Genomic DNA, 20,383 nt, shown 5'->3' on the forward strand with positions numbered 1-20,383 from the left:
CTATAAAACCCACATTTTAAGTGAGTAAAACTGCATTTTCGGTATACAACGCTTCGGCGGGCTCCGGCAAAACCTATACCCTGGTTAAAGAATACCTGCGCATTTTGCTGCAGGCCCCTACCGATGATGCCTACCGCCGCATACTCGCCATTACCTTTACCAACAAAGCGGTGGAGGAAATGAAGGGCCGTATTATACTCAACCTCTCCGACTTTAGTAAAGACGATCCGGGCGACCGTGCAGAATCGTTAATGAAGGTACTTTCTGTTGAGACGGGCCTCTCTTTGGCGACCATAAAAGACAAGAGCCGCGCCATTATAAAAAACATCATACATAACTACGCATCGTTTGATATTAGTACCATAGACCGTTTTACGCACAAGGTTATCCGTGCATTTGCACACGATTTAAATTTGTCGGTTTCGTTTGACGTGTCGCTGGAGACCGATATTTTATTGCAGGAAGCTGTAGACGCTATTATTGCCAAGGCGGGCGATGATGAGGTGCTTACCGCCCTGTTGGTAGATTTTTCGTTAGATAAGCTGGATAACGATAAGAGTTGGGATGTTACCCGCGAGCTCTTTGAAACCGGGCGACTACTGGTAGACGAGAACAACCGTAACGAACTGGTGCAGTTTAAAGATAAAAGTATTGAGGAGTTTCTATTCATAAAAGAAAAATTAAAAGAGTCGGTTGCAGCGTTAGAAGCAGAATGTTCGGCGCTGGCCGATGAAATGACGGCGCTGCTGGATGGTAGCGGAGTAGACCCCAAGTCGTTCTCGGCAGGGCATTTTCCTAACCATATAGGTTACATAAAAGAAGGCAGGCTAACATCATCACACAAAAAATACCACGAATCCGAGGATATTAAAATAAACAAAACCGCGAAGGACAGGCTGGTTATAGAAGGCCTGCTGGACCCGCTTTTGGTGCTGCTTAAAAAGGTGTACAAAAACTACGAGAAAAAGAATTTTTATACGGCCTTCCTTAAAAATATAACACCGCTATCGCTCTTAAATTCGATAGGCCAGGAACTGGAGCGCATCCAGAAAGAGCAGAATGTACTGAGCATATCAGAGTTTAATGCCATTATTCACCGCGAAATACAAAACCAGCCTGCACCCTTTATATACGAGCGCTTGGGCGAACGCTACCGCCACTTTTTTATAGACGAGTTTCAGGATACATCGCAAATGCAGTGGCATAACCTTATCCCGCTCATTGACAATGCCCTTGCGGGCGAAGACCCGCTGGCCGGGCCGGGATCGTTAATGATAGTGGGCGACCCAAAACAGTCTATCTACCGTTGGCGTGGTGGCAAGGCAGAGCAGTTTATAGAACTGGGCAAAGGCCACAACCCGTTTAGTAACCCAAGCCGCGAAACCATTCCGTTGGGTACTAACTTTAGGAGCTACAGCGAGGTTATAGGATTTAATAACAACTTTTTCTCATTCCTTTCGGGCGAATTCGACAACCAGGATTACAGCGCCATGTATGCCGCCAGCATTCAGGAAATAAACCCTAAACTGGGCGGCTACGTAAACATATCGTTCCTGCCGGAAATTGAGCAGGAGCTGGACGAAGACACCGATAAGAACGACCTGTACCTTGCCGCAACGCTTGCCGTTATCCGCAAAGCACAGGCGCAGGGTTTTCAGTATAAAGATATTGTGCTGCTTACCCGTAAAAGGCAGCCCGGCATATTGCTGGCCAACTACCTTACAGAGAATGCCATACCCATTTTATCATCTGAAACACTTTTAATTGAGAACGCCACCGAGGTTAAACTTATCATCAACCTGCTGCGTTACCTAAAAAGTAACGAGAATGTAGAGGCTAAGGCCCACTTTTTATACTTTGCTGCCAACACGCAAACCGATGCCGGCATACACGATTTTATTGCCCAGGGCATGGCGCAGCCCGATGAAGACGCGCTCGAAAAATGGCTGGCCAATTACAACATTAGCATATCGTTTAAAAGCTGCCGTAAAAAATCGCTTTACGAGGCGGTAGAAACTATTATAGATGCTTTTATTAAAGCCAAGAGTAACCAGAGTTACGTGCAGTATTTTTTGGACCTGGTTTTAGAGCGCGACATCCGTACGCAAAGCGGCATCTCCGACTTTTTAGAATATTGGGATAATAATGGGTCAAAATTCAGCATACCATCGCCGGAAGGCAACGATGCCGTACGGATAATGACGATACATAAGAGTAAGGGTCTGGAGTTTCCGGTTGTGATATTTCCGTTTGCCGAAGAAGACTACGCCCGCTCCCGCCGCGATAAGCTGTGGCTGGAACTGGACGATGAAACCTTCGAATTCCAGAAAGCATTAATAGACAGCAGCAAGGCTGTTGCCGAATATGGCGAAAAAGCCGCCGAAATGTATTTTATAAAGAGCCAGGAAGAACTGCTGGACAACATAAATATACTTTATGTAGCGCTAACCCGCGCCGAAGAGCAGCTGTACATTATATCTAACCGCAATTTTACATCGAGGGGTGAGCTTACCAACAACATGTCGAGTTACTTTATAAAGTTCCTGCAGCAAAAGCAATTGTTTGATAACACGGTTGCCGAATATGAGTTTGGCAATGTCACGCGCCTCTCTGCACCCGAAACACACGTGGGCGGGCAGCATACTATTAAAGTGGTAAAAGAGCATTTTAATCCGCGATCGGTTAAAATTGCGCAGCGCGAATCGCTTATGTGGGGCAGCACGCAGTTGCAGGCCATAGAGTTTGGTAACGTTACGCACGAAATATTATCGTACATAAAAACAGAGAACGATATTCCTGTCGCGATCATGAAAGCCATAGAAAACGGACTTATCATTCACTCACAAAAAGACGAGGTAGAAAAAACGCTAAATGCAGTTATTTTTCATCCGGAACTGAACATATTTTTCGCCGAGGGCAATACTATTTTTAACGAGCAGAGCATTATTGCCCCGCAAACCGCCAACATTAAACCCGACAGGGTAGCCGTGCGCGATGGCAAGGCGTATTTGCTGGATTATAAAACCGGGGCACATTTAGATAAGTATGCAAAGCAGCTGGCAGGCTATCAAAACGCATTGCAGGCTATGGGACTGCAAGTGGCTAAAAAAACACTTGTATATATAGGAGAGAACATCGAGATTGTAAATCTTGATTAATCTATTTCGCAAAGAACCACAAAGAAGGCACAAAGATTCGCAAAGAAATTTTACGCTAACTTTTGGCTTTGTGTAACTTTGCGGCTTCTTAGCGCATCTTTGTGAAACAAAATAAAGACAACAAACTGAAAACTTAAAACCATGTACGGAAAAATTAAAGAACACCTTACAGCCGAATTAGAATCTATTAAAGAGAACGGCCTGTTTAAAAAAGAACGTATAATAGCATCGCCGCAAGGGGCAGAAATTACCCTGGATAGCGGACAAAAAGTATTAAACTTTTGTGCCAACAACTATTTAGGGCTATCGTCTCACCCGGAGGTTATACAGGCAGCTAAAGATGCGCTGGACACCCACGGCTTTGGTATGTCGTCAGTCCGTTTTATATGCGGCACGCAGGATATTCATAAAAACCTTGAAAAAGCCGTAGCTAATTTTTATGGTACCGAAGACACTATATTATATGCCGCTGCCTTTGATGCTAACGGTGGGGTGTTTGAACCGCTGTTGGGCGAAGAGGATGCTATAATATCAGACAGTCTTAACCACGCTTCTATTATAGATGGTGTGCGCCTTTGTAAAGCAGCGCGCTACCGTTATGAGAACAGCAATATGGAAGAGCTGGAGCAGCAGCTAATAAAAGCCAATGAAGAAGGCCGCAGGTTTAAGATAATTGTAACCGATGGTGTTTTTTCTATGGATGGCGTTGTTGCCCCATTAGATAAAATATGCGACCTGGCCGATAAGTATGATGCATTGGTAATGGTAGACGAATGCCACGCAGCCGGTTTTATAGGTGCAACAGGCAAAGGTACGCTTGAGGCTAAAGGCGTAATGGGCCGTGTAGATATTGTAACCGGTACGTTTGGCAAGGCCCTTGGTGGTGCTATGGGTGGTTATACTACGGGCAAAAAAGAAATTATAGAACTGCTTAGGCAGCGCTCAAGGCCGTACTTATTCTCTAACTCGCTGGCACCCTCTATAGTAGGGGCATCTTTAAAGGTTTTTGAGCTTTTAGAAAAAGATACAAGCTTACGCGATAAACTGGAGTGGAACACTAACTATTTTAAAGAAGGTATTAAGGCAGCAGGCTTTGATATTGTAGACGGAGACTCGGCCATTGTGCCTGTAATGCTCTATGATGCAAAGCTTTCGCAACAAATGGCCGACCAATTGCTAACCCTTGGCATTTACGTTATAGGGTTTTTCTTCCCGGTAGTACCTAAAGGAAAAGCGAGAATAAGAGTACAGCTTTCGGCAGCCCATTCTAAAGAAAATTTAGACCACGCAATTGCCGCTTTTACCCAAGTTGGGAAATCGTTAAGTGTAATTTAACTATAATTTAGCGGGTTTAGTAGGATATTTTGTATTAAAACGTTTTGTTGTTATATTTTAACACAGTAATTTTGTCCTATATAACCTATTTGTAATTAAAACAAAAAAAGTATGAAACATCTTAACAAACTATTCGTAGCTGCACTTTTAGTCGTAGGACTAAATGTACAAGCGCAGGACGAAGACAACCCTTGGGCTATATCCTTCGGTGTCAACGCAGTGAGCACACGTTTTGGCGCTGCTTCTAAATTTGAAGACCAATTTGGCGGTTTCTTTAAAACCGATGAGTACTGGAACGTACTTCCATCTGTGTCTTACTTAAACGTGTCAAGGCACGTAGGCGACAACTTCTCTTTTGGTATTACAGGATCTGTAAACAAAATTGATAAAGTTGTTACTCGTCAGCCGGGCGCTACTTACTACGATGTAACAGATCCGGGAGATCTTACTTACTACGGAGTAGACGGTATTATTAAATATGGTTTCCTTCCAAAAAGCTGGTTTAACCCTTACGTTCACGTTGGTGGAGGTTACACTTGGTTAGATGAGCAAGGTAACGGTACAGTAAACGGTGGTATTGGTATCAACTTCTGGTTTACAGAAAATGTTGGTCTTACAGTACAATCTACTTACAAACACACATTCGAAGACCAGGCTGAAGCTAATGTGCCTAAGCACATACAGCACTTTGCAGGTATTACATTTAAATTTGGTGGAAAAGACACTGATAAAGATGGTATCTACGATAAAGACGATGCTTGTCCTGAAGTACCAGGTTTAAAACAATTCCAAGGATGTCCTGATACAGATTCAGATGGTATTCCTGACAAAGATGATGCATGTCCTACAGAAGCTGGTTTACCAGAATTCCAGGGATGTCCTGATACAGACGGTGATGGTATAGCTGATAAAGATGATGCTTGCCCTACAGTTGCCGGTCCTAAAGAACTTAACGGTTGCCCTGATGGCGACGGTGATGGTGTAGCTGATAAAGATGACAAATGTCCAGAAGTTGCTGGTCCTAAAGAAAACGGTGGATGCCCATGGCCAGATACTGACGGCGACGGTGTATTAGACAAAGATGATCTTTGCCCATCAGTTAAAGGTACTGCTGCTAACCGTGGATGTCCTGAAGTTACTGAAGAAGTAATGAAACGTCTTAACGAGTACGCTAAAACTATCCTTTTCAATAGTGGTAAAGCTACATTTAAAGAAGAAACTCTTCCGGTACTTGCTTCAATGCTAAGCATCTTTAAAGAGTATCCAAATGCAAGCTTTAGCATCGAAGGTCACACAGATAGCGATGGTAGCAACGCGCTTAACCAAACATTATCTGAAAACCGTGCTGCTGCTGTTAGAAACTTCTTAGTAGAAAACGGTATACAAGCTGACAGGTTAACATCTACAGGATTTGGTGAAACTAAACCAATTGCATCTAACAAAAATGCAAAAGGTAAAGCTCAAAACCGTAGGGTTGAAGTTAAACTTATAAAAACTAACTAATAGTTTTTAAAAAGCTTAAATATTTATAGAGAACGCCCCTGATTTATCGGGGGCGTTTTTTTATTTTTATGCCATGGCAAATCCCAGCTTTTTAGATAAACTAAGTACAGAGATAATAAACATTTACGGCAGCAACCTGCCCAACATTACCATAGTGCTGCCCAACAAAAGGGCACGCATTTTTTTGCTTGAGGCGCTTAAAAAGCAGCTGAGCACCACAGTATTTGCACCCAATATTATAAGCATAGAAGATTTTGTGGCCGATGTAGCCGGAATACGATCTATAGATGCTATAGAACTGCTCTTTGAGTTTTATAATGTATACCTTGGGCTTACGCCGAAAGACAAGCAACAACCTTTTGAAACCTTTGCCAACTGGGGCAAAACCCTTTTGCAGGATTTTAACGAGATAGACCGTTACCTGCTTAACCCATCGCACGTATTATCATACCTTGAAAATATACAGGAAATAGAGCACTGGGCGGTAGATGTAGACAAGCGCACTACCATGATAGAGGCCTATTTAGAATTCTGGAAACTTCTTCCATCCTATTACAACACCCTATATGCACACCTTTTAGATAAAGGCGTGGGCTACCAGGGGCTTATATATCGCGAAGCGGTTAGAAACATTACCCATTTTAGCAACAGTTATACACAGGGCCAGCACGTATTTGCAGGCTTTAATGCGCTTAATGCTGCCGAAGAAAAAATTATCCAGCACCTTATGTCGGGCGGGCAGGCACGCGTGTACTGGGATATAGACTATGCTTTTTTAAGCGATCCCTACCACGATGCCGGGCTTTTTATCCGCCGTTTTCAAAAAGACTGGAAACAATACAGCGCCAACCCTTTTGAGTGGATTACCAACGAGTTTAGCCAGGAAAAGAACATACAGATCATTGGTACACCAAAAACCGTTGGGCAGGCCAAAATTGCGGGCGAAATAACAGAGCAAATTCAAAATGCAGGCTACAGCCTCGATAAAACAGCGTTGGTTCTTGGCGAAGAAAGCCTTTTAATACCCTTGCTGTACAGCCTTCCGGCCAATGTGGGCAGCCTCAACATTACAATGGGCTACAGCAGCAAAAACAACCCGGCGCAAATATTGGTGCAAAAGCTGTTTAAAATGCACACCAATGCCATAAACCGAAACGAAAAAAGCTACACGCTGTATTATCGCGAAGTGCTGGACATCCTTACACACCCTTTGGTGGAGCCGTATGCCGATGCATCGCGTTTGGTAGATACCATCAATAAAAACAATATAACCTTCTTTTCACTCAACAAGCTGTTCGAGATTCAGGGCAACGCCACACCGTTTTTCAGGCTCCTGTTTGAACGATGGGACGATAATGTGGGCAATATACTCACGCGCCTTTCTAACATCATGCTGGGCTTAAAATTGTTCCTTAGCACCGATGAAGAAGAGGATAAGATAGCCAAGGCATTCCTGTATTCTATTTTTAAGGTTATCAATAAGCTTATCAATTATCACGAGGCCCATCCGCAAATAAATAACCTTACGGTGCTGCATGCTATTTACAAACAGGTAATCGACCTGGCAGAGGTGTCGTTTGAAGGCGAACCGCTATTGGGCCTCCAGATCATGGGAGTGCTGGAAAGCCGCGTGCTCGATTTTGAGAATGTTATTATTACGAGTATGAATGAGGGTAAATTTCCTGCGGGAAAGAGCCAGAATTCGTTTATTCCGTATGATGTAAAGCGCGAGTTAGGATTGCCAACGTATAAAGAAAAAGACGCTATTTACAGCTACCACTTTTACCACCTTTTACTCCGCGCCAAAAATATCTACCTGCTTTACAACACCGAAAGCGAGGGCCTCGATGCCGGCGAACGCAGCCGCTTTTTAACCCAGTTAGAAATTGAGAAAAAGCCGGCACACAACCTTACCAGCGTTATTTATAACGCCCACCTGCCCGAAAAGGCTTACGAACCCATGACGGTGCCAAAAACCGCCGCCGTAACAGAGCGATTAAAAGAAATTGCTACAGGCAAGGGCTTTTCGCCATCGGCGTTAACGGGCTATTTGCGCAACCCCATACAGTTTTACTACCAGCGCATCCTCCGCATTCGCGAGACCGACGAGGTAGAAGAAAGTATTGCACTTAACACACTGGGTACTATTATTCACGGTGCGTTAGAGGAGCTGTACAAACCGTTTATTGGCAAATTCCTTTCAGAACAAAACCTCGCTGCTATGGGCGCCCTGGCTGATGACGAGGTTATGCGCCAGTTTGTTACCGTTTATAAAGAGGGAGAGATTAGAAAAGGCCGTAACTTATTGGCTTTTGAGGTAGCCAAGCGTAATGTGCACAACTTTTTAAAGCAGGAAAAACAAGACCTGACCGATGGCGATGCTATCAGGATTATTGCATTGGAGCAAAAATATGAGCGTGTACTTACTGATGAAAGGTTGCCCTATCCGGTAATGATATCGGGTAATATAGACCGTATAGAAGAACGAAACGGCCGCATACGCATTACTGATTATAAAACCGGTAAGGTAGATAAAGCCAATGTGGTGCTTAAAACCTGGGACGGACTTACAACCGATATTAAAAACGACAAAATAATCCAGTTGCTATGCTATGTTTTTATGTACCAACAGCACGCTGAAGGTAAGGAAATAGAGGCGGGTATTATTTCCTTCAAAAACATGAAAAGCGGCTTTATGGGCTTTAACTTTAAAGATGGCTACGATAAAAGCGCTCCCGTTTTAGATATTGTTGATACCGCCGTTTTAGAAGAATTCAAGTCGCAACTGGTAACGCTTATTAACGAGATACTAAACGCCGAAATTCCATTTTTAGAAGAGGTAAGGTAGAGCGCAGTTTACAGTGTTCAGTCGCAGTTTACAGTTTTTAGGCTTAAGTAAACGGTAAAGGTAACCCTGAAAGGGTTTTAGATAACCCGGGGCATCGGCCCTGGGGAAATTTGGTTATAAAAAAAGCTGCCCTAAGGCAGCTTTTTCCACTATATAAAAACGGATAAGAATAAAACTATTCGATTTCAGATACCCTAAGGGTATTTACCATACCGCGTTCTGCAACGGGCATAGCAGCAAGGTTAATAAGGATGTCTCCTTTTTCAGCATAGCCTTTTTCTTGCGCTATCTGGTTAACCTCTGTTACAGTTTCATCGGTACTAAGCGATTTATCGTAATAAAAAGCATTAACACCCCATAAAAGGCTCATTTGTGTAAGTATCCTTTTGTTATCTGTAAACACTAATATTTGAGACATTGGCCTCCATGCAGAAATCTGGAATGCTGTATAACCGCTATTTGTTAACGTAACAATTGCTTTAGCTTTAATGGTGTTTGCCATTTGTGCAGCGTGGTAGCAAATAGATTTGGTTACAAAACGTTTTGTACGCACCTGTGGTGTGTTTTGCGGAACAGTGATTAGCGGAGAATCTTCAACAGCCTCGATAATCTGTGTCATTTTCTCAATAACCTCTACAGGGTACATACCTACAGATGTTTCGCCAGAAAGCATTACAGCATCGGCACCATCCATTACAGAGTTGGCAACGTCGTTAACCTCGGCACGGGTAGGCGTAAGGCTTGTAATCATGGTTTCCATCATCTGGGTAGCAACAATTACAGGAATACGGGCCGTTTTAGCACGGTTTATTAGTTTTTTCTGGATAAGTGGTACCTCTTGTGCCGGAACCTCTACACCAAGGTCGCCACGGGCAACCATAAGGCCGTCGCAAAATGCTACGATCTTGTCTATATTTTCTACCGCTTCCGGTTTCTCAATTTTAGCTATAATCGGAATTTTATGGTCTGAATGCTCAGCAATAAGATCCTGAAGGTCTTGTAAGTCTCTTGGCGTACGTACAAAAGAAAGCGCTAACCAGTCTACATTCTGGCCAATGGCAAAAATAGCATCCCTGATATCTTTTTCTGTAAGGGCCGGTAAAGACACTTTAGTGTTAGGCAGGTTAACCCCTTTTTTAGATTTAAGCGGGCCACCCTGTACAACTACAGTTTTAACCTCGTCTATTTTATTGGTTTCAATAACCTCAAACATTAGTTTACCATCATCAAGCAAAATCCTTTCGCCCGGGTTAACGTCGTTAGGAAATTGTTTGTAGTTCATGTAAACCCTGTCTGCTGTACCAATAACATCTTCGGCAGTCTGGAAAGTAATAATATCGCCTTTATGAACAATAATATCTTCGCCCATAACACCCACACGAAGTTTTGGGCCTTGTAAATCTGCAAGTATAGAGGTGTTGTAGCCAAACTCTTCGTTAAGTCCGCGGATGATGTCTATACGTTCTTTAACATCGGTATAATCAGCGTGAGAAAAGTTAATCCTGAATACATTTACACCGGCATCGATCATGTTTTTAATCACTTCCTTAGTGCTGCATGCAGGGCCTAACGTGGCTACAATTTTGGTTTTTTTTCTTGTCGACATTCTATTAGAAAATTAAATTGTTTTTCGATTTTAGTTTATAGTGGTCTATTTTATACGCAGTGGCAATATACTTTATGGCAAGCAGGCCGGTAACGGCATTGTCTATAGCCGTATCGCTTTCTGTATCTTCTATCTTTAAGATATAATCTACCGTTTTAAGTTCAGGGATAAACAAAGCACTTGAGGTACCCATAAGGCCTTCTCCTGCAAAAAGCGATGTATTGTTTGTATGCGTGCTCACCATGCTGTTTTTATTTTGGATAAGGCTCCAGGCGGCATCATTAGTGTCGTCTTCAAAAAGATACCTGGAAAAAAAACTCTCGCCATCTTTGCGTTTAAAACTTACATCTCTTGGGCATCTTTCGAGCCTTAATTCTAAATGTCGGTTTATAAAATAAGCCAGGCGGTAATCTTCAAGGGAGGAGTGTATGGCAATCAATCCATAATCAACTGAAACAAAATCGTCAATCATTAATTTATGAGTAGCCATAAATTCCAAATCCAAATAAGTCGTAAATATACTATTTATAACTTACATTAAACACTCTTAAAATTAAGTTAACGCTATTTTTTTCACGAAAACGTTTGAGTAATCTATCAGGTTGATTTATTTTTTGTTAATTTTTTCCTGAAATGCGAAAAACGCACGTTTGGATGCCTGCTCCTCGGCTTTCTTTTTAGAAGTGGCACGCGCACGCGAAACTACCCTGCCGTCTATCTTAAGTTTTACCCCAAAATGTTTTTGGCCCTCTACGCCGTTGTCTTCGTAAACTTCGTATAAAAAAGGTTTTTTCTCTTTTTGGCACCATTCAATTACAAGGCTTTTGTAGCTTATAACCTTGCCTTCTAACTGGGCAATATCTACATAAGGCAGTATTACTTTTTGATGGATAAATTTTTCGCAGTAATCAAAGCCCCTGTCCAGGTAAATGGCTCCAATAAAAGCCTCAAAAAGGTTACCGTGAATGTTTTCGCCAAAATGTTGTGCGCTAACTTTGCTCTCCACCCATTTAATAAGGTTAAGATCGCGGCCAAGCTCGTTAAGGTGTTCGCGGCTAACAATTTTAGAGCGCATTTTGGTAAGGTAGCCCTCGTCTCCGGTAGGTACCTCATTAAAAAGATGGGCAGCAATAACAGACCCCAGCATGGCATCGCCCAAAAACTCCAGCCTTTCGTAATTTATAGGAAAGCCTTTTTCGTCGAGTTTGTTGGAAGACCTGTGGGTAAATGCTTTACGGTAATGGCTAAGGTCGAGCGGATCGAACCCCAGCATGTTTTGTATTTCGGTAAAAAAAATCCCGTCACTTTCCGGCAGACGGGATTTTTTAGAAAATATTTTATTAAAAATACCCATAATGGTTCATTACTCTTCAAGTTTTTTAACCAGTACGCAGGCATTGTGTCCGCCAAAACCAAAGGTATTGCTCATAACCACTTTAACATCCCTTTTCTGGGCTTTGTTAAAGGTAAAGTTTAGTTTAGAGTCGATGTTCTCATCATCTGTAAAATGATTAATGGTAGGTGGTACTATACCATGTTTAATGGCAAGTATGCACGATATTGTTTCTATAGCGCCGGCAGCCCCAAGAAGGTGCCCCGTCATAGATTTTGTAGAGTTAAGGTTAAGGTTATAAGCATGTTCGCCAAAAACCTCTATAATAGCTTTACTCTCTGCAATATCGCCCAGTGGGGTAGAGGTACCGTGCATGTTTACGGCATCTACATCCTCAGGGTTTAAGCCTGCATCTTTAAGGCAGTTTCTCATAACGTTGCGTGCGCCAAGCCCTTCGGGGTGTGGTGCAGTAATGTGGTGCGCATCGGCACTCATGCCGCCGCCGCCAACTTCGCAATATATTGTAGCCCCTCGTGCAATGGCGTGCTCATATTCTTCAAGAATAAGAGAGCCTGCGCCTTCGCCCAGTACAAAGCCCTCGCGGTCTTTATCCATAGGTCTGCTTGCTGTTTTAGGGTCGTCGTTTCTTGTGCTAAGTGCGTGCATAGCGTTAAACCCGCCCATACCGGCAATGGTTACAGCTGCTTCGCTTCCGCCTGTTACCATAACATCTGCATGGCCAAGTCGAATGTAATTAAACGCATCTATCATTGCGTTTGTAGATGATGCACATGCAGATACCGTAGTAAAGTTAGGGCCTCTAAAGCCATACTTAATAGATATGTGGCCACCTGCAATATCGGCAATCATTTTAGGTATAAAAAAGGGGTTAAACTTGGGTGTACCGTTACCGTTAGTCCAGTTTATTACCTCTTCCTGAAACGTTTCAAGACCTCCTATACCAGAGCCCCAAATAACGCCAACCCTGTCTTTATCAAGGGTTTCAAAATCAAAATTTGCATCTTTTACGGCTTCATCCGTAGCCACAATGGCGTACTGTGCGTAGCGGTCCATTCTTCGGGCTTCCTTACGATCTATAAAATCTTCAACATTAAAGTTTTTTACTTCGCAGGCAAATTTGGTCTTAAAGTTAGTGGTGTCAAAATATGTAATGGGGGCAGCACCGCTAACGCCATTTATAAGGCTGTTCCAGTATTCTTCTACCGTATTTCCTATAGGGGTTAGTGCGCCCAAACCGGTTACCACAACTCTCCGTAATTTCATAAAGCTAATTTTATAGTTTAAAATTATAAAACAATACCCATGCGTCTATCTAAACAAATAAGATTAACAATACATGGGCACTTGCATATTATAGAAGGCTGGTTTTGAGCCTTTTTTCGGTAAAATCTTTTTAATAAGGCTTAAAAACCGCCAATAAATAATAACATCCATGCAATTATAAGGCTGCATGGATGTTAGGTATTTATTATTTTTTTGCTTCTTCTATGTAAGAAATAGCCTGACCAACAGTAGAGATGTTCTCAGCCTGATCGTCTGGAATCTGAATATCAAATTCTTTTTCAAACTCCATAATAAGCTCAACAGTGTCTAATGAATCTGCTCCTAAATCGTTTGTGAAGCTAGCTTCTGTTACAACTTCGTTTTCGTCAACACCTAATTTGTCTACGATAATCGCTTTTACTCTTGATGCAATGTCTGACATAATCTTTAATTTTAGAATTTAAATTGAACGGCAAAAATAAAAAACTTTATTTTAAAACCGAGGTTTACCCAAAAAATGTGAGTACTAAAGTAAAAAATTAATTTTACAATAATGTGAAAGATGCGTTATTTTGCGGGATATTATTCTTTTTTTTGCACAATAAAAATTACTTCAACATGAAAAATATAGTGCTTTTTGCATCGGGTGGGGGCTCTAATGCCGAACAAATTATGCGATATTTCTCACAAAGTAAAACCCATAAAGTGGCACTTGTGCTTGCTAACAACCAAAATGCGGGTGTTTTGGCTAAAGCAGAGGCCTACAATGTGCCCACGCTTGTGTTTACAAAAGACGAGCTAAATAATGGTTTTGTGCTGCGCCATGTGCAGGCTTTTAACCCGGCATTAATTGTGCTTGCGGGCTTTTTGTTAAAATTTCCGGCCGACATAATTTCGGCTTATCCGGGCAGGGTTATTAACATTCACCCCGCATTATTGCCTAATTATGGCGGAAAAGGCATGTACGGAATGCACGTTCACCGCGCGGTTTTAGAAAATAAAGACCCCGAAAGCGGTATTACCATACATTATGTAAACGATAATTACGACGAAGGCAACATAATATTTCAGCAATCGGTACCCTTAGACGGCTGCCTTACCCCCGAAGATGTTGCCCTGAAAGTACTGGCTTTAGAGCATGAGCATTTTCCGAGAGTTATTGAGGAATTGTTGAATGAACAGGATAATTAGGTTACTGGATTTTTAGATAGTAGTACTATGAGAAGTGTATTTTTACCATTGCTGTTTGGGATGTTGCTTGGTTGTAACAGGAATAAAGGTACAAAGGAAGAGGTTAAAATGCCTATAGATGAAATTGTTTGTGAGGTTAATTTTGATGCGTTTTTTAAAGCTTTTGTAAAGGATAGCTTATACCAAAGAGAGCATATTAAATTTCCGCTACTGCTGCATTATTATGAAAACTCAGCCGATACTTTAATTACTGAATATGTAGGCAGGGATAACTACCAACATTTTTTAAAACTGCCTCAAACAGATTTTCAATCGTATGCTAAATCAAAAATCAATTACAAGCATGAAATAGATAGAAATAAAGATACTGTGACATGTATTTACAAAGCTATTGAAAGCGAACAAACATTAAATTATAAATTTAGTTATTATAATAATTGTTGGTATTTAGTTGATATACATGATTATTCGGTTCAGACAACTCCATTTAAACATAATATGATTTCTAAAATAGCAGATTATTAAACCGTCCAAAAATCTAAATATCTAACCATCCAAAATCTAAATAATGGCTCACACCGTACACATATATACCGATGGCGCTGCCAAGGGCAATCCCGGTCCCGGTGGCTATGGCGTGGTAATGGAACTGGTTGGCCAGCCGTACCGTAAAGAATTTTACGAGGGCTTTAGGCTTACCACCAACAACCGCATGGAGCTGCTTGCAGTTATTGTGGGCCTGGAGAAGTTAAAAACGCCGGGCACGAGTGTGCTTGTGGTGTCTGACTCTAAATATGTGGTAGACTCGGTGGTTAAAAACTGGGTTTTTGGCTGGGAAAAAAAAGGTTTTGTAGGTAAAAAAAATCCTGACTTGTGGAAACGCTTCTTAAAAATATACCGCCAGCATAAAGTAGATTTTAAATGGGTAAAGGGGCATAACAGCCATCCGCAAAACGAGCGCTGCGACCAGCTTGCTGTGATGGCATCTACATTGCCCAACTTAAATGTTGATGCTTTTTATGAAGATGTGGGTAGTAAGATGGTTTAGTTATTTTCGATAATTATATAAAATTTTGACAAAAGTAGTTTTTGTATTTGGGTTGTTTTATAGCTTTAGTTCTATTCTCTTGTCTTGTTTTCGTCACTATTTTGATCAAGTGTTTTTTTTAAGTGTTCATTAAATTTTGATAATTTAGATACGGATTTTATTGACATGGGGTTAAAAGAGGTAGTGGTGGCTTCCGGAGGTAAATTTCCATTAGTTTTAATATCTTCTATAACTTTGTCAAAATCAGATTTGTATTCTTTATCCTGAATTTTCCTGAATTTTTCATACTCCTGTTCGGCAAATGTTTTTGCGATGGCAGATTTAATTTTCCCAGAATTTTCAAGTATTTCATAGTCATTGAAAAGTAAAAATGCGTCTAACCGAGTGATCCAGTCTTTCATGTTCATTAATTTTTTCTTTTTAGCTTGATTTTCAGCGTAATCTAAATACATTGAAACTATCATGTTGAGTTCAGATATCTCATCTTGATTTAAATAGTTTTTTGCAACGGTCACATCAGATTTTAGAATCTTGCCGCCTGTTTTTTCATTTTTCCAACTTGTAAGCCCCATGTTTGATTCATTGGAGTTTGCCCTAAGTTTAATTATTTCAGGAGCAGTATTATTAGTGATTGCGAATTCTAATTTGTTTTGAACCGTAGCAAAAAAAGTTTGTGTAATTTGTGCTTTGGAGTCATAATCTATGGAGGTAGCATATATGTCGGTGATTTTTTGATAAAAACGTCTTTCACTTGCGCGGATCTCCCGAATTTTTTCGAGTAGTTCGTTAAAATAATCGTTGCCAAAAAGGTTTTTGCCTTGCTTTAATCTATCATCATCTAAAACAAATCCCTTAATGAGATATTCTTTTAAAATACTATTTACCCACTTTCTAAATTGTGTGGCTTCGTATGAATTTACCCTATAGCCTACTGACAAAATTGCATCTAAATTATAAAATTCAATATTTCGTTTTACTTGTCTGTTGCCTTCTTTTTGAACATGTGCAAAAATTGCACTTGTTGAATCTTTCTCTAATTCTAAATCTTTATAAATATTGCTTAAATGTTTTGTGATTACGCTTCTATCAACATTGAAAAGTTCGGCAATTCTTTGCTGAGTTAACCATACTGTTTCATTTTTGTCATCTATGACAACATTTATTTTTATTTTACCATCATTTGAAGTATAAAACAGAAAATCAGACATACTATCTGGACTATTCATTGGGTGCTATAATTATGTTAGTACATGTAAAATTAATAAAAAAATGCTTAACTGATAATTGTGAATCTTTAAGTAAATATATCTTGAAAAGGCTCCATCTAACAATATATCAAGTATATTATTTAAAAGCTATTATTTTGCCTATAAACCCATAAGCTAAATTGATACTGCACGTATTGCTTTGGTGTAACTAAAGCATTATCTTTGCGCCTTTAAATTCTATAACTGTTTATGAATAAATTACTCATTGTTGGTACCGTAGCTTTTGATGCTATAGAAACGCCTTTTGGTAAAACCGACAAAATACTGGGCGGTGCAGCTACCTACATAGGGCTGTCGGCTGCATTTTTTAATGTTAAGTCGGCCATAGTATCTGTTGTAGGCGATGATTTCCCTCAAGAGTATTTAGATTTGTTTACAGAGAGGAATATAGATATATCGGGTATAGAAGTTGTAAAAGGGGGGAAGACGTTTTTTTGGAGCGGCCGTTATCATAACGACCTTAACAGCCGCGATACGCTGGATACCCAGCTTAACGTACTGGCCGATTTTAACCCCGTTGTTCCTGCTGATTTTAAAGACGCCGATGTGGTAATGCTGGGTAACCTGCACCCAATTGTTCAGATGGGTGTTTTAGACCAGCTTACTGCCACCCCTAAGCTTATTGTTTTAGACAGTATGAACTTTTGGATGGACTGTGCTTTGGCAGAGTTATTGCAAGTTATTAAACGTGTAGATGTTATTACCGTTAACGACGAAGAAGCCCGCCAGCTTACCGGAGAATACAGCCTGGTTAAAGCAGCAGCTAAAATACATGCCATGGGCCCTAAGTATGTGGTAATTAAAAAAGGAGAGCATGGTGCATTGCTTTTCCACGATAAAAAAATATTTTTTGCACCGGCCTTACCGTTAGAAGAGGTGTTTGACCCTACCGGGGCAGGCGATACTTTTGCGGGTGGCTTTACGGGTTACATTGCACAAAGCGAAAACCTAAGTTTTAAGAACATGAAAAATGCTATAATATACGGCTCTAACCTTGCATCGTTTTGCGTAGAAGAGTTTGGTACGGCACGCCTGCAGCGCCTTGATAAAGACGAGGTGCACGAAAGGCTGCAACAGTTTAAGGCATTAACCCAGTTTGATATAGCGCTGGAACAGGAGTAAAGAATACTAAGGCCTCATTGCGGGGCTTTTTTTAATATAACTACAACACACAACAATTATGAGCGACGCTTTAAAACATGAGTGCGGTATAGCACTGGTACGATTATTAAAGCCACTGGAGTACTATAAAGAAAAGTATGGCTCTGCCTTTTATGGCATTCAAAAAATGTACTTGTTAATGGAAAAGCAGCATAACCGTGGCCAGGACGGTGCAGGCTTTGCCAGTATAAAGCTGGATGTTAAACCAGGCCAGCGTTATATTAGCCGTGTTCGCTCTAACCAGCAACAGCCAATACAAGATGTGTTTGCCCAGATCAATGGCCGCATTAGCGAAGAAATGGCTGCTCATCCTGAGTATGCTAACGATGTTCAGCTGCAAAAAGACCAGTTGCCTTATGTAGGCGAATTGTTTTTGGGCCACGTGCGCTACGGTACTTTTGGTAAAAACAGCATAGAAAGTGTTCACCCATTTTTGCGCCAAAATAACTGGATGCACCGTAACCTTATTGTTGCCGGTAACTTTAACCTTACTAACGTTAAGCAGCTTTTTGACAGCCTTGTAGAGCTTGGCCAGCATCCTAAAGAACTTGCCGATACTGTTACGGTAATGGAAAAAATAGGTCATTTTTTAGATGATGAAGTTAGCGACCTGTACCAGGATTGTAAAAACGAAGGTTACAGCAAGCAGGAAGCCTCTCCGGTAATATCAGAAAGATTAAATATTGCACGTATACTTAAACGTGCCTCCAAACAATGGGATGGTGGCTATGCAATGGCCGGCCTTATTGGCCACGGCGATGCATTTGTTTTCCGCGATCCTGCGGGTATCCGCCCTGCATACTATTATCAGGATGACGAGGTTGCTGTTGTAGCATCCGAAAGGCCTGTTATACAAACCGTGTTTAACGTAGCTTTTGATGATGTTCAGGAGCTTGAACCGGGCCATGCTATCATTATCAAGAAAAGTGGTAAAGTATCGGTAGAAGAAATTATACCGGCACTGCCTAAAAAAGCATGTTCTTTTGAGAGAATTTACTTCTCTCGCGGTAGCGATGCTGAGATTTATGAAGAGCGCAAGCACCTTGGTAAATTAGTATTGCCTGATGTGCTTAAAGCCATTGATGATGATACCGATAATACAGTATTCTCGTACATTCCTAACACGGCCGAAACGTCGTTTTACGGTATGGTAGAAGCGGCACAGGATTTTCTAAACGATCGTAAAAATACCGATATCCTTAATAACAGGAACACCCTTACCGAGGAAACGCTTAAAGATTTGCTTTCGGTTAAAATACGTACCGAGAAAATTGCCATTAAAGATGCCAAGCTTCGTACGTTTATTACCGAAGATAGCAGCCGTGATGATCTTGTTGCGCATGTGTACGATGTTACCTATGGCGTTATTAAACCTACCGATAACCTTGTTATTATAGACGACTCTATTGTTCGTGGTACTACGTTAAAAATGAGTATCATTAAAATGATGGACAGGCTTAACCCTAAGCGTATTGTTGTTGTATCAAGTGCTCCGCAAATCAGGTACCCTGACTGTTATGGTATAGATATGGCAAAGCTGGAAGGGCTTATTGCTTTCCAGGCGGCTTTAGCCTTGCTTAAAGAGCGCGGCATGGAGCACATTATAGAAGATGTGTACAAAAAATCGAAAGCGCAGGAAAACCTTGCCGATAAAGATGTGGTAAACTATGTAACCGAGTTTTACGCTCCGTTTACAGATCAGGAAATATCGGATAAAATTGCCCATATGTTAACCACGCCGGAAACTAAGGCTGAGGTTAAGATTATTTTCCAGACGGTAGATAATTTACACGTTGCCTGCCCTAAAAATTTAGGCGACTGGTACTTTACCGGAGATTACCCTACACCGGGTGGAAACCGTGTGGTAAACCGTGCCTTTATTAACTTTTACGAAGGTAACGATGCAAGGGCCTATTAATAATTAAAGATTAAATAAAAAAAGGCTAATACCATTTCTCAATTGTTTTCGTAAGGCCTATTATTCGAATGATAACTTAAAAAAGACGCATTTCAACGAATTTTTAGGTTTTTTGCCTGAAAAAGTTGCAGGGTATTATAAAAGCATATATATTTACCCAAAATAGCATTAGTAAAATTAATTTTTACGGTATTTTTGGGGGCAAAGAAAGGGAAAACTATACAGTTTTCCCTTTCTTATTTTTAGGCCATTCCTGTTTTAAACCACTCCCTATTTCACGTAGAGACGCATTGTATGCGTCTCCAATCCAGCTTTGACATTATTGTGTTAGACGCATTCAATGCGTCTCTACAGAGAATCCTGATATACCCCTAAAACAAACCGCCCCATGCAATCAGCATGGGGCGGTTTTGGTATTTGTTATTTATAGGCTGCTTATCGTTTTAACGAGAAGTGTGCCTTAAATTCTTTAGTTACATTACCATCAGGGTAGGTAACGGTAAACCAGTAGTCGTCAGCCGGTACAGGCTGGCCGTTATAAGTACCATCCCATCCTTCGCCATCATTTACATCCGATTCCGGGCTTAGCTGTTTCAGCAGCTTGCCGTAACGGTCGAAGATAAAGATCCTCGCCTCCGGGTAGTTCTTAAGCCCTACAATGTTCCAGGTGTCGTGGTAGCCATCGCCGTTTGGTGTAAAGAAGTGCGGGTAGTCGATGATGCTTACCGCC

At 41.1% G+C, this 20,383-nt stretch carries 16 protein-coding genes; 9 read left to right on the forward strand and 7 right to left on the reverse strand.

Annotated features, from left to right (window positions below; translation table 11 throughout):
• The first annotated feature begins 20 nt into the window (after window positions 1-20).
• The 4 genes from G509_RS0101465 to G509_RS0101480 all read left to right on the forward strand — a co-directional run bounded on the left by G509_RS0101465 (window position 21) and on the right by G509_RS0101480 (window position 8,844).
• Window positions 21-3,158, forward strand: coding sequence for a UvrD-helicase domain-containing protein (locus tag G509_RS0101465; RefSeq protein ID WP_026989902.1), 3,138 nt, complete (start codon window positions 21-23; stop codon window positions 3,156-3,158).
• A 141-nt stretch (window positions 3,159-3,299) separates the two neighbouring features.
• Window positions 3,300-4,493, forward strand: a complete 1,194-nt coding sequence (gene kbl, locus G509_RS0101470; protein WP_026989903.1) for a glycine C-acetyltransferase — start codon at window positions 3,300-3,302, stop codon at window positions 4,491-4,493.
• Between the two features lie 111 nt (window positions 4,494-4,604).
• Complete coding sequence (locus tag G509_RS0101475; protein ID WP_026989904.1) at window positions 4,605-5,996, forward strand: OmpA family protein; 1,392 nt, start codon at window positions 4,605-4,607, stop codon at window positions 5,994-5,996.
• 73 nt (window positions 5,997-6,069) lie between these two features.
• Window positions 6,070-8,844, forward strand: coding sequence for a PD-(D/E)XK nuclease family protein (locus G509_RS0101480; protein ID WP_026989905.1), 2,775 nt, complete (start codon window positions 6,070-6,072; stop codon window positions 8,842-8,844).
• Between the two features lie 175 nt (window positions 8,845-9,019).
• Here G509_RS0101480 and pyk read toward each other — a convergent pair whose 3' ends face one another.
• From pyk to G509_RS0101505, 5 genes are all read right to left on the reverse strand, one after another.
• Window positions 9,020-10,450: a pyruvate kinase gene (gene pyk / locus G509_RS0101485; RefSeq protein WP_026989906.1), complete on the reverse strand. Its 1,431-nt coding sequence runs from the start codon at window positions 10,448-10,450 to the stop codon at window positions 9,020-9,022.
• A 4-nt stretch (window positions 10,451-10,454) separates the two neighbouring features.
• Window positions 10,455-10,922: an IPExxxVDY family protein gene (locus G509_RS0101490; RefSeq protein ID WP_051199884.1), complete on the reverse strand. Its 468-nt coding sequence runs from the start codon at window positions 10,920-10,922 to the stop codon at window positions 10,455-10,457.
• 135 nt (window positions 10,923-11,057) lie between these two features.
• Complete coding sequence (gene rnc, locus G509_RS0101495) at window positions 11,058-11,804, reverse strand: ribonuclease III (RefSeq protein WP_026989908.1); 747 nt, start codon at window positions 11,802-11,804, stop codon at window positions 11,058-11,060.
• Window positions 11,805-11,813: 9 nt separating this feature from the next.
• Entirely contained in the window at window positions 11,814-13,067 is a 1,254-nt protein-coding gene (gene fabF, locus G509_RS0101500) for a beta-ketoacyl-ACP synthase II (RefSeq protein WP_026989909.1), read from the reverse strand.
• Window positions 13,068-13,272: 205 nt separating this feature from the next.
• Complete coding sequence (locus G509_RS0101505; RefSeq protein WP_019037482.1) at window positions 13,273-13,509, reverse strand: acyl carrier protein; 237 nt, start codon at window positions 13,507-13,509, stop codon at window positions 13,273-13,275.
• Between the two features lie 176 nt (window positions 13,510-13,685).
• On the opposite strand from G509_RS0101505, the gene purN reads away from it, so the two are divergent.
• The 3 genes from purN to rnhA are packed head-to-tail and all read left to right on the forward strand — an operon-like array spanning window position 13,686 to window position 15,306.
• The gene (gene purN, locus G509_RS0101510; protein ID WP_026989910.1) at window positions 13,686-14,258 is read left to right on the forward strand and encodes a phosphoribosylglycinamide formyltransferase; all 573 of its coding nucleotides are present in this window, start codon (window positions 13,686-13,688) and stop codon (window positions 14,256-14,258) included.
• 27 nt (window positions 14,259-14,285) lie between these two features.
• Window positions 14,286-14,783: a hypothetical protein gene (locus tag G509_RS0101515; protein WP_131450762.1), complete on the forward strand. Its 498-nt coding sequence runs from the start codon at window positions 14,286-14,288 to the stop codon at window positions 14,781-14,783.
• A 43-nt stretch (window positions 14,784-14,826) separates the two neighbouring features.
• A complete protein-coding gene (gene rnhA / locus G509_RS0101520) occupies window positions 14,827-15,306 on the forward strand; it encodes a ribonuclease HI (RefSeq protein ID WP_026989912.1) in 480 nt (159 codons plus the stop codon).
• A gap of 71 nt (window positions 15,307-15,377) precedes the next feature.
• Here the strand turns inward: rnhA and G509_RS21260 are convergent, their stop codons facing one another.
• The gene (locus tag G509_RS21260) at window positions 15,378-16,532 is read right to left on the reverse strand and encodes a virulence RhuM family protein (protein WP_081663223.1); all 1,155 of its coding nucleotides are present in this window, start codon (window positions 16,530-16,532) and stop codon (window positions 15,378-15,380) included.
• 231 nt (window positions 16,533-16,763) lie between these two features.
• On the opposite strand from G509_RS21260, the gene G509_RS0101530 reads away from it, so the two are divergent.
• Window positions 16,764-17,696, forward strand: coding sequence for a PfkB family carbohydrate kinase (locus G509_RS0101530; protein WP_026989913.1), 933 nt, complete (start codon window positions 16,764-16,766; stop codon window positions 17,694-17,696).
• Window positions 17,697-17,754: 58 nt separating this feature from the next.
• Window positions 17,755-19,653: an amidophosphoribosyltransferase gene (locus G509_RS0101535; protein WP_026989914.1), complete on the forward strand. Its 1,899-nt coding sequence runs from the start codon at window positions 17,755-17,757 to the stop codon at window positions 19,651-19,653.
• Between the two features lie 435 nt (window positions 19,654-20,088).
• On the opposite strand, the gene G509_RS0101540 is transcribed toward G509_RS0101535, so the two are convergent.
• Window positions 20,089-20,383 (reverse strand): T9SS type B sorting domain-containing protein (locus tag G509_RS0101540; RefSeq protein ID WP_026989915.1); only part of this gene is annotated, 295 nt, incomplete at its 5' end.

The sequence above is a fragment of the Flavobacterium subsaxonicum WB 4.1-42 = DSM 21790 genome, from assembly GCF_000422725.1.
Taxonomy (GTDB): domain Bacteria; phylum Bacteroidota; class Bacteroidia; order Flavobacteriales; family Flavobacteriaceae; genus Flavobacterium; species Flavobacterium subsaxonicum.

What these genes read in the sequence shown, in the direction of transcription:
- kbl (WP_026989903.1), top strand. Translation starts at nt 3,300, where the DNA reads ATGTACGGAAAAATTAAAGAACACCTTACAGCCGAATTAGAATCTATT.
- G509_RS0101475 (WP_026989904.1), top strand. Translation starts at nt 4,605, where the DNA reads ATGAAACATCTTAACAAACTATTCGTAGCTGCACTTTTAGTCGTAGGA.
- G509_RS0101480 (WP_026989905.1), top strand. Translation starts at nt 6,070, where the DNA reads ATGGCAAATCCCAGCTTTTTAGATAAACTAAGTACAGAGATAATAAAC.
- pyk (WP_026989906.1), bottom strand. Translation starts at nt 10,450, where the DNA reads ATGTCGACAAGAAAAAAAACCAAAATTGTAGCCACGTTAGGCCCTGCA.
- G509_RS0101490 (WP_051199884.1), bottom strand. Translation starts at nt 10,922, where the DNA reads ATGATTGACGATTTTGTTTCAGTTGATTATGGATTGATTGCCATACAC.
- rnc (WP_026989908.1), bottom strand. Translation starts at nt 11,804, where the DNA reads ATGGGTATTTTTAATAAAATATTTTCTAAAAAATCCCGTCTGCCGGAA.
- fabF (WP_026989909.1), bottom strand. Translation starts at nt 13,067, where the DNA reads ATGAAATTACGGAGAGTTGTGGTAACCGGTTTGGGCGCACTAACCCCT.
- G509_RS0101505 (WP_019037482.1), bottom strand. Translation starts at nt 13,509, where the DNA reads ATGTCAGACATTGCATCAAGAGTAAAAGCGATTATCGTAGACAAATTA.
- purN (WP_026989910.1), top strand. Translation starts at nt 13,686, where the DNA reads ATGAAAAATATAGTGCTTTTTGCATCGGGTGGGGGCTCTAATGCCGAA.
- G509_RS0101515 (WP_131450762.1), top strand. Translation starts at nt 14,286, where the DNA reads ATGAGAAGTGTATTTTTACCATTGCTGTTTGGGATGTTGCTTGGTTGT.
- rnhA (WP_026989912.1), top strand. Translation starts at nt 14,827, where the DNA reads ATGGCTCACACCGTACACATATATACCGATGGCGCTGCCAAGGGCAAT.
- G509_RS21260 (WP_081663223.1), bottom strand. Translation starts at nt 16,532, where the DNA reads ATGAATAGTCCAGATAGTATGTCTGATTTTCTGTTTTATACTTCAAAT.
- G509_RS0101530 (WP_026989913.1), top strand. Translation starts at nt 16,764, where the DNA reads ATGAATAAATTACTCATTGTTGGTACCGTAGCTTTTGATGCTATAGAA.
- G509_RS0101535 (WP_026989914.1), top strand. Translation starts at nt 17,755, where the DNA reads ATGAGCGACGCTTTAAAACATGAGTGCGGTATAGCACTGGTACGATTA.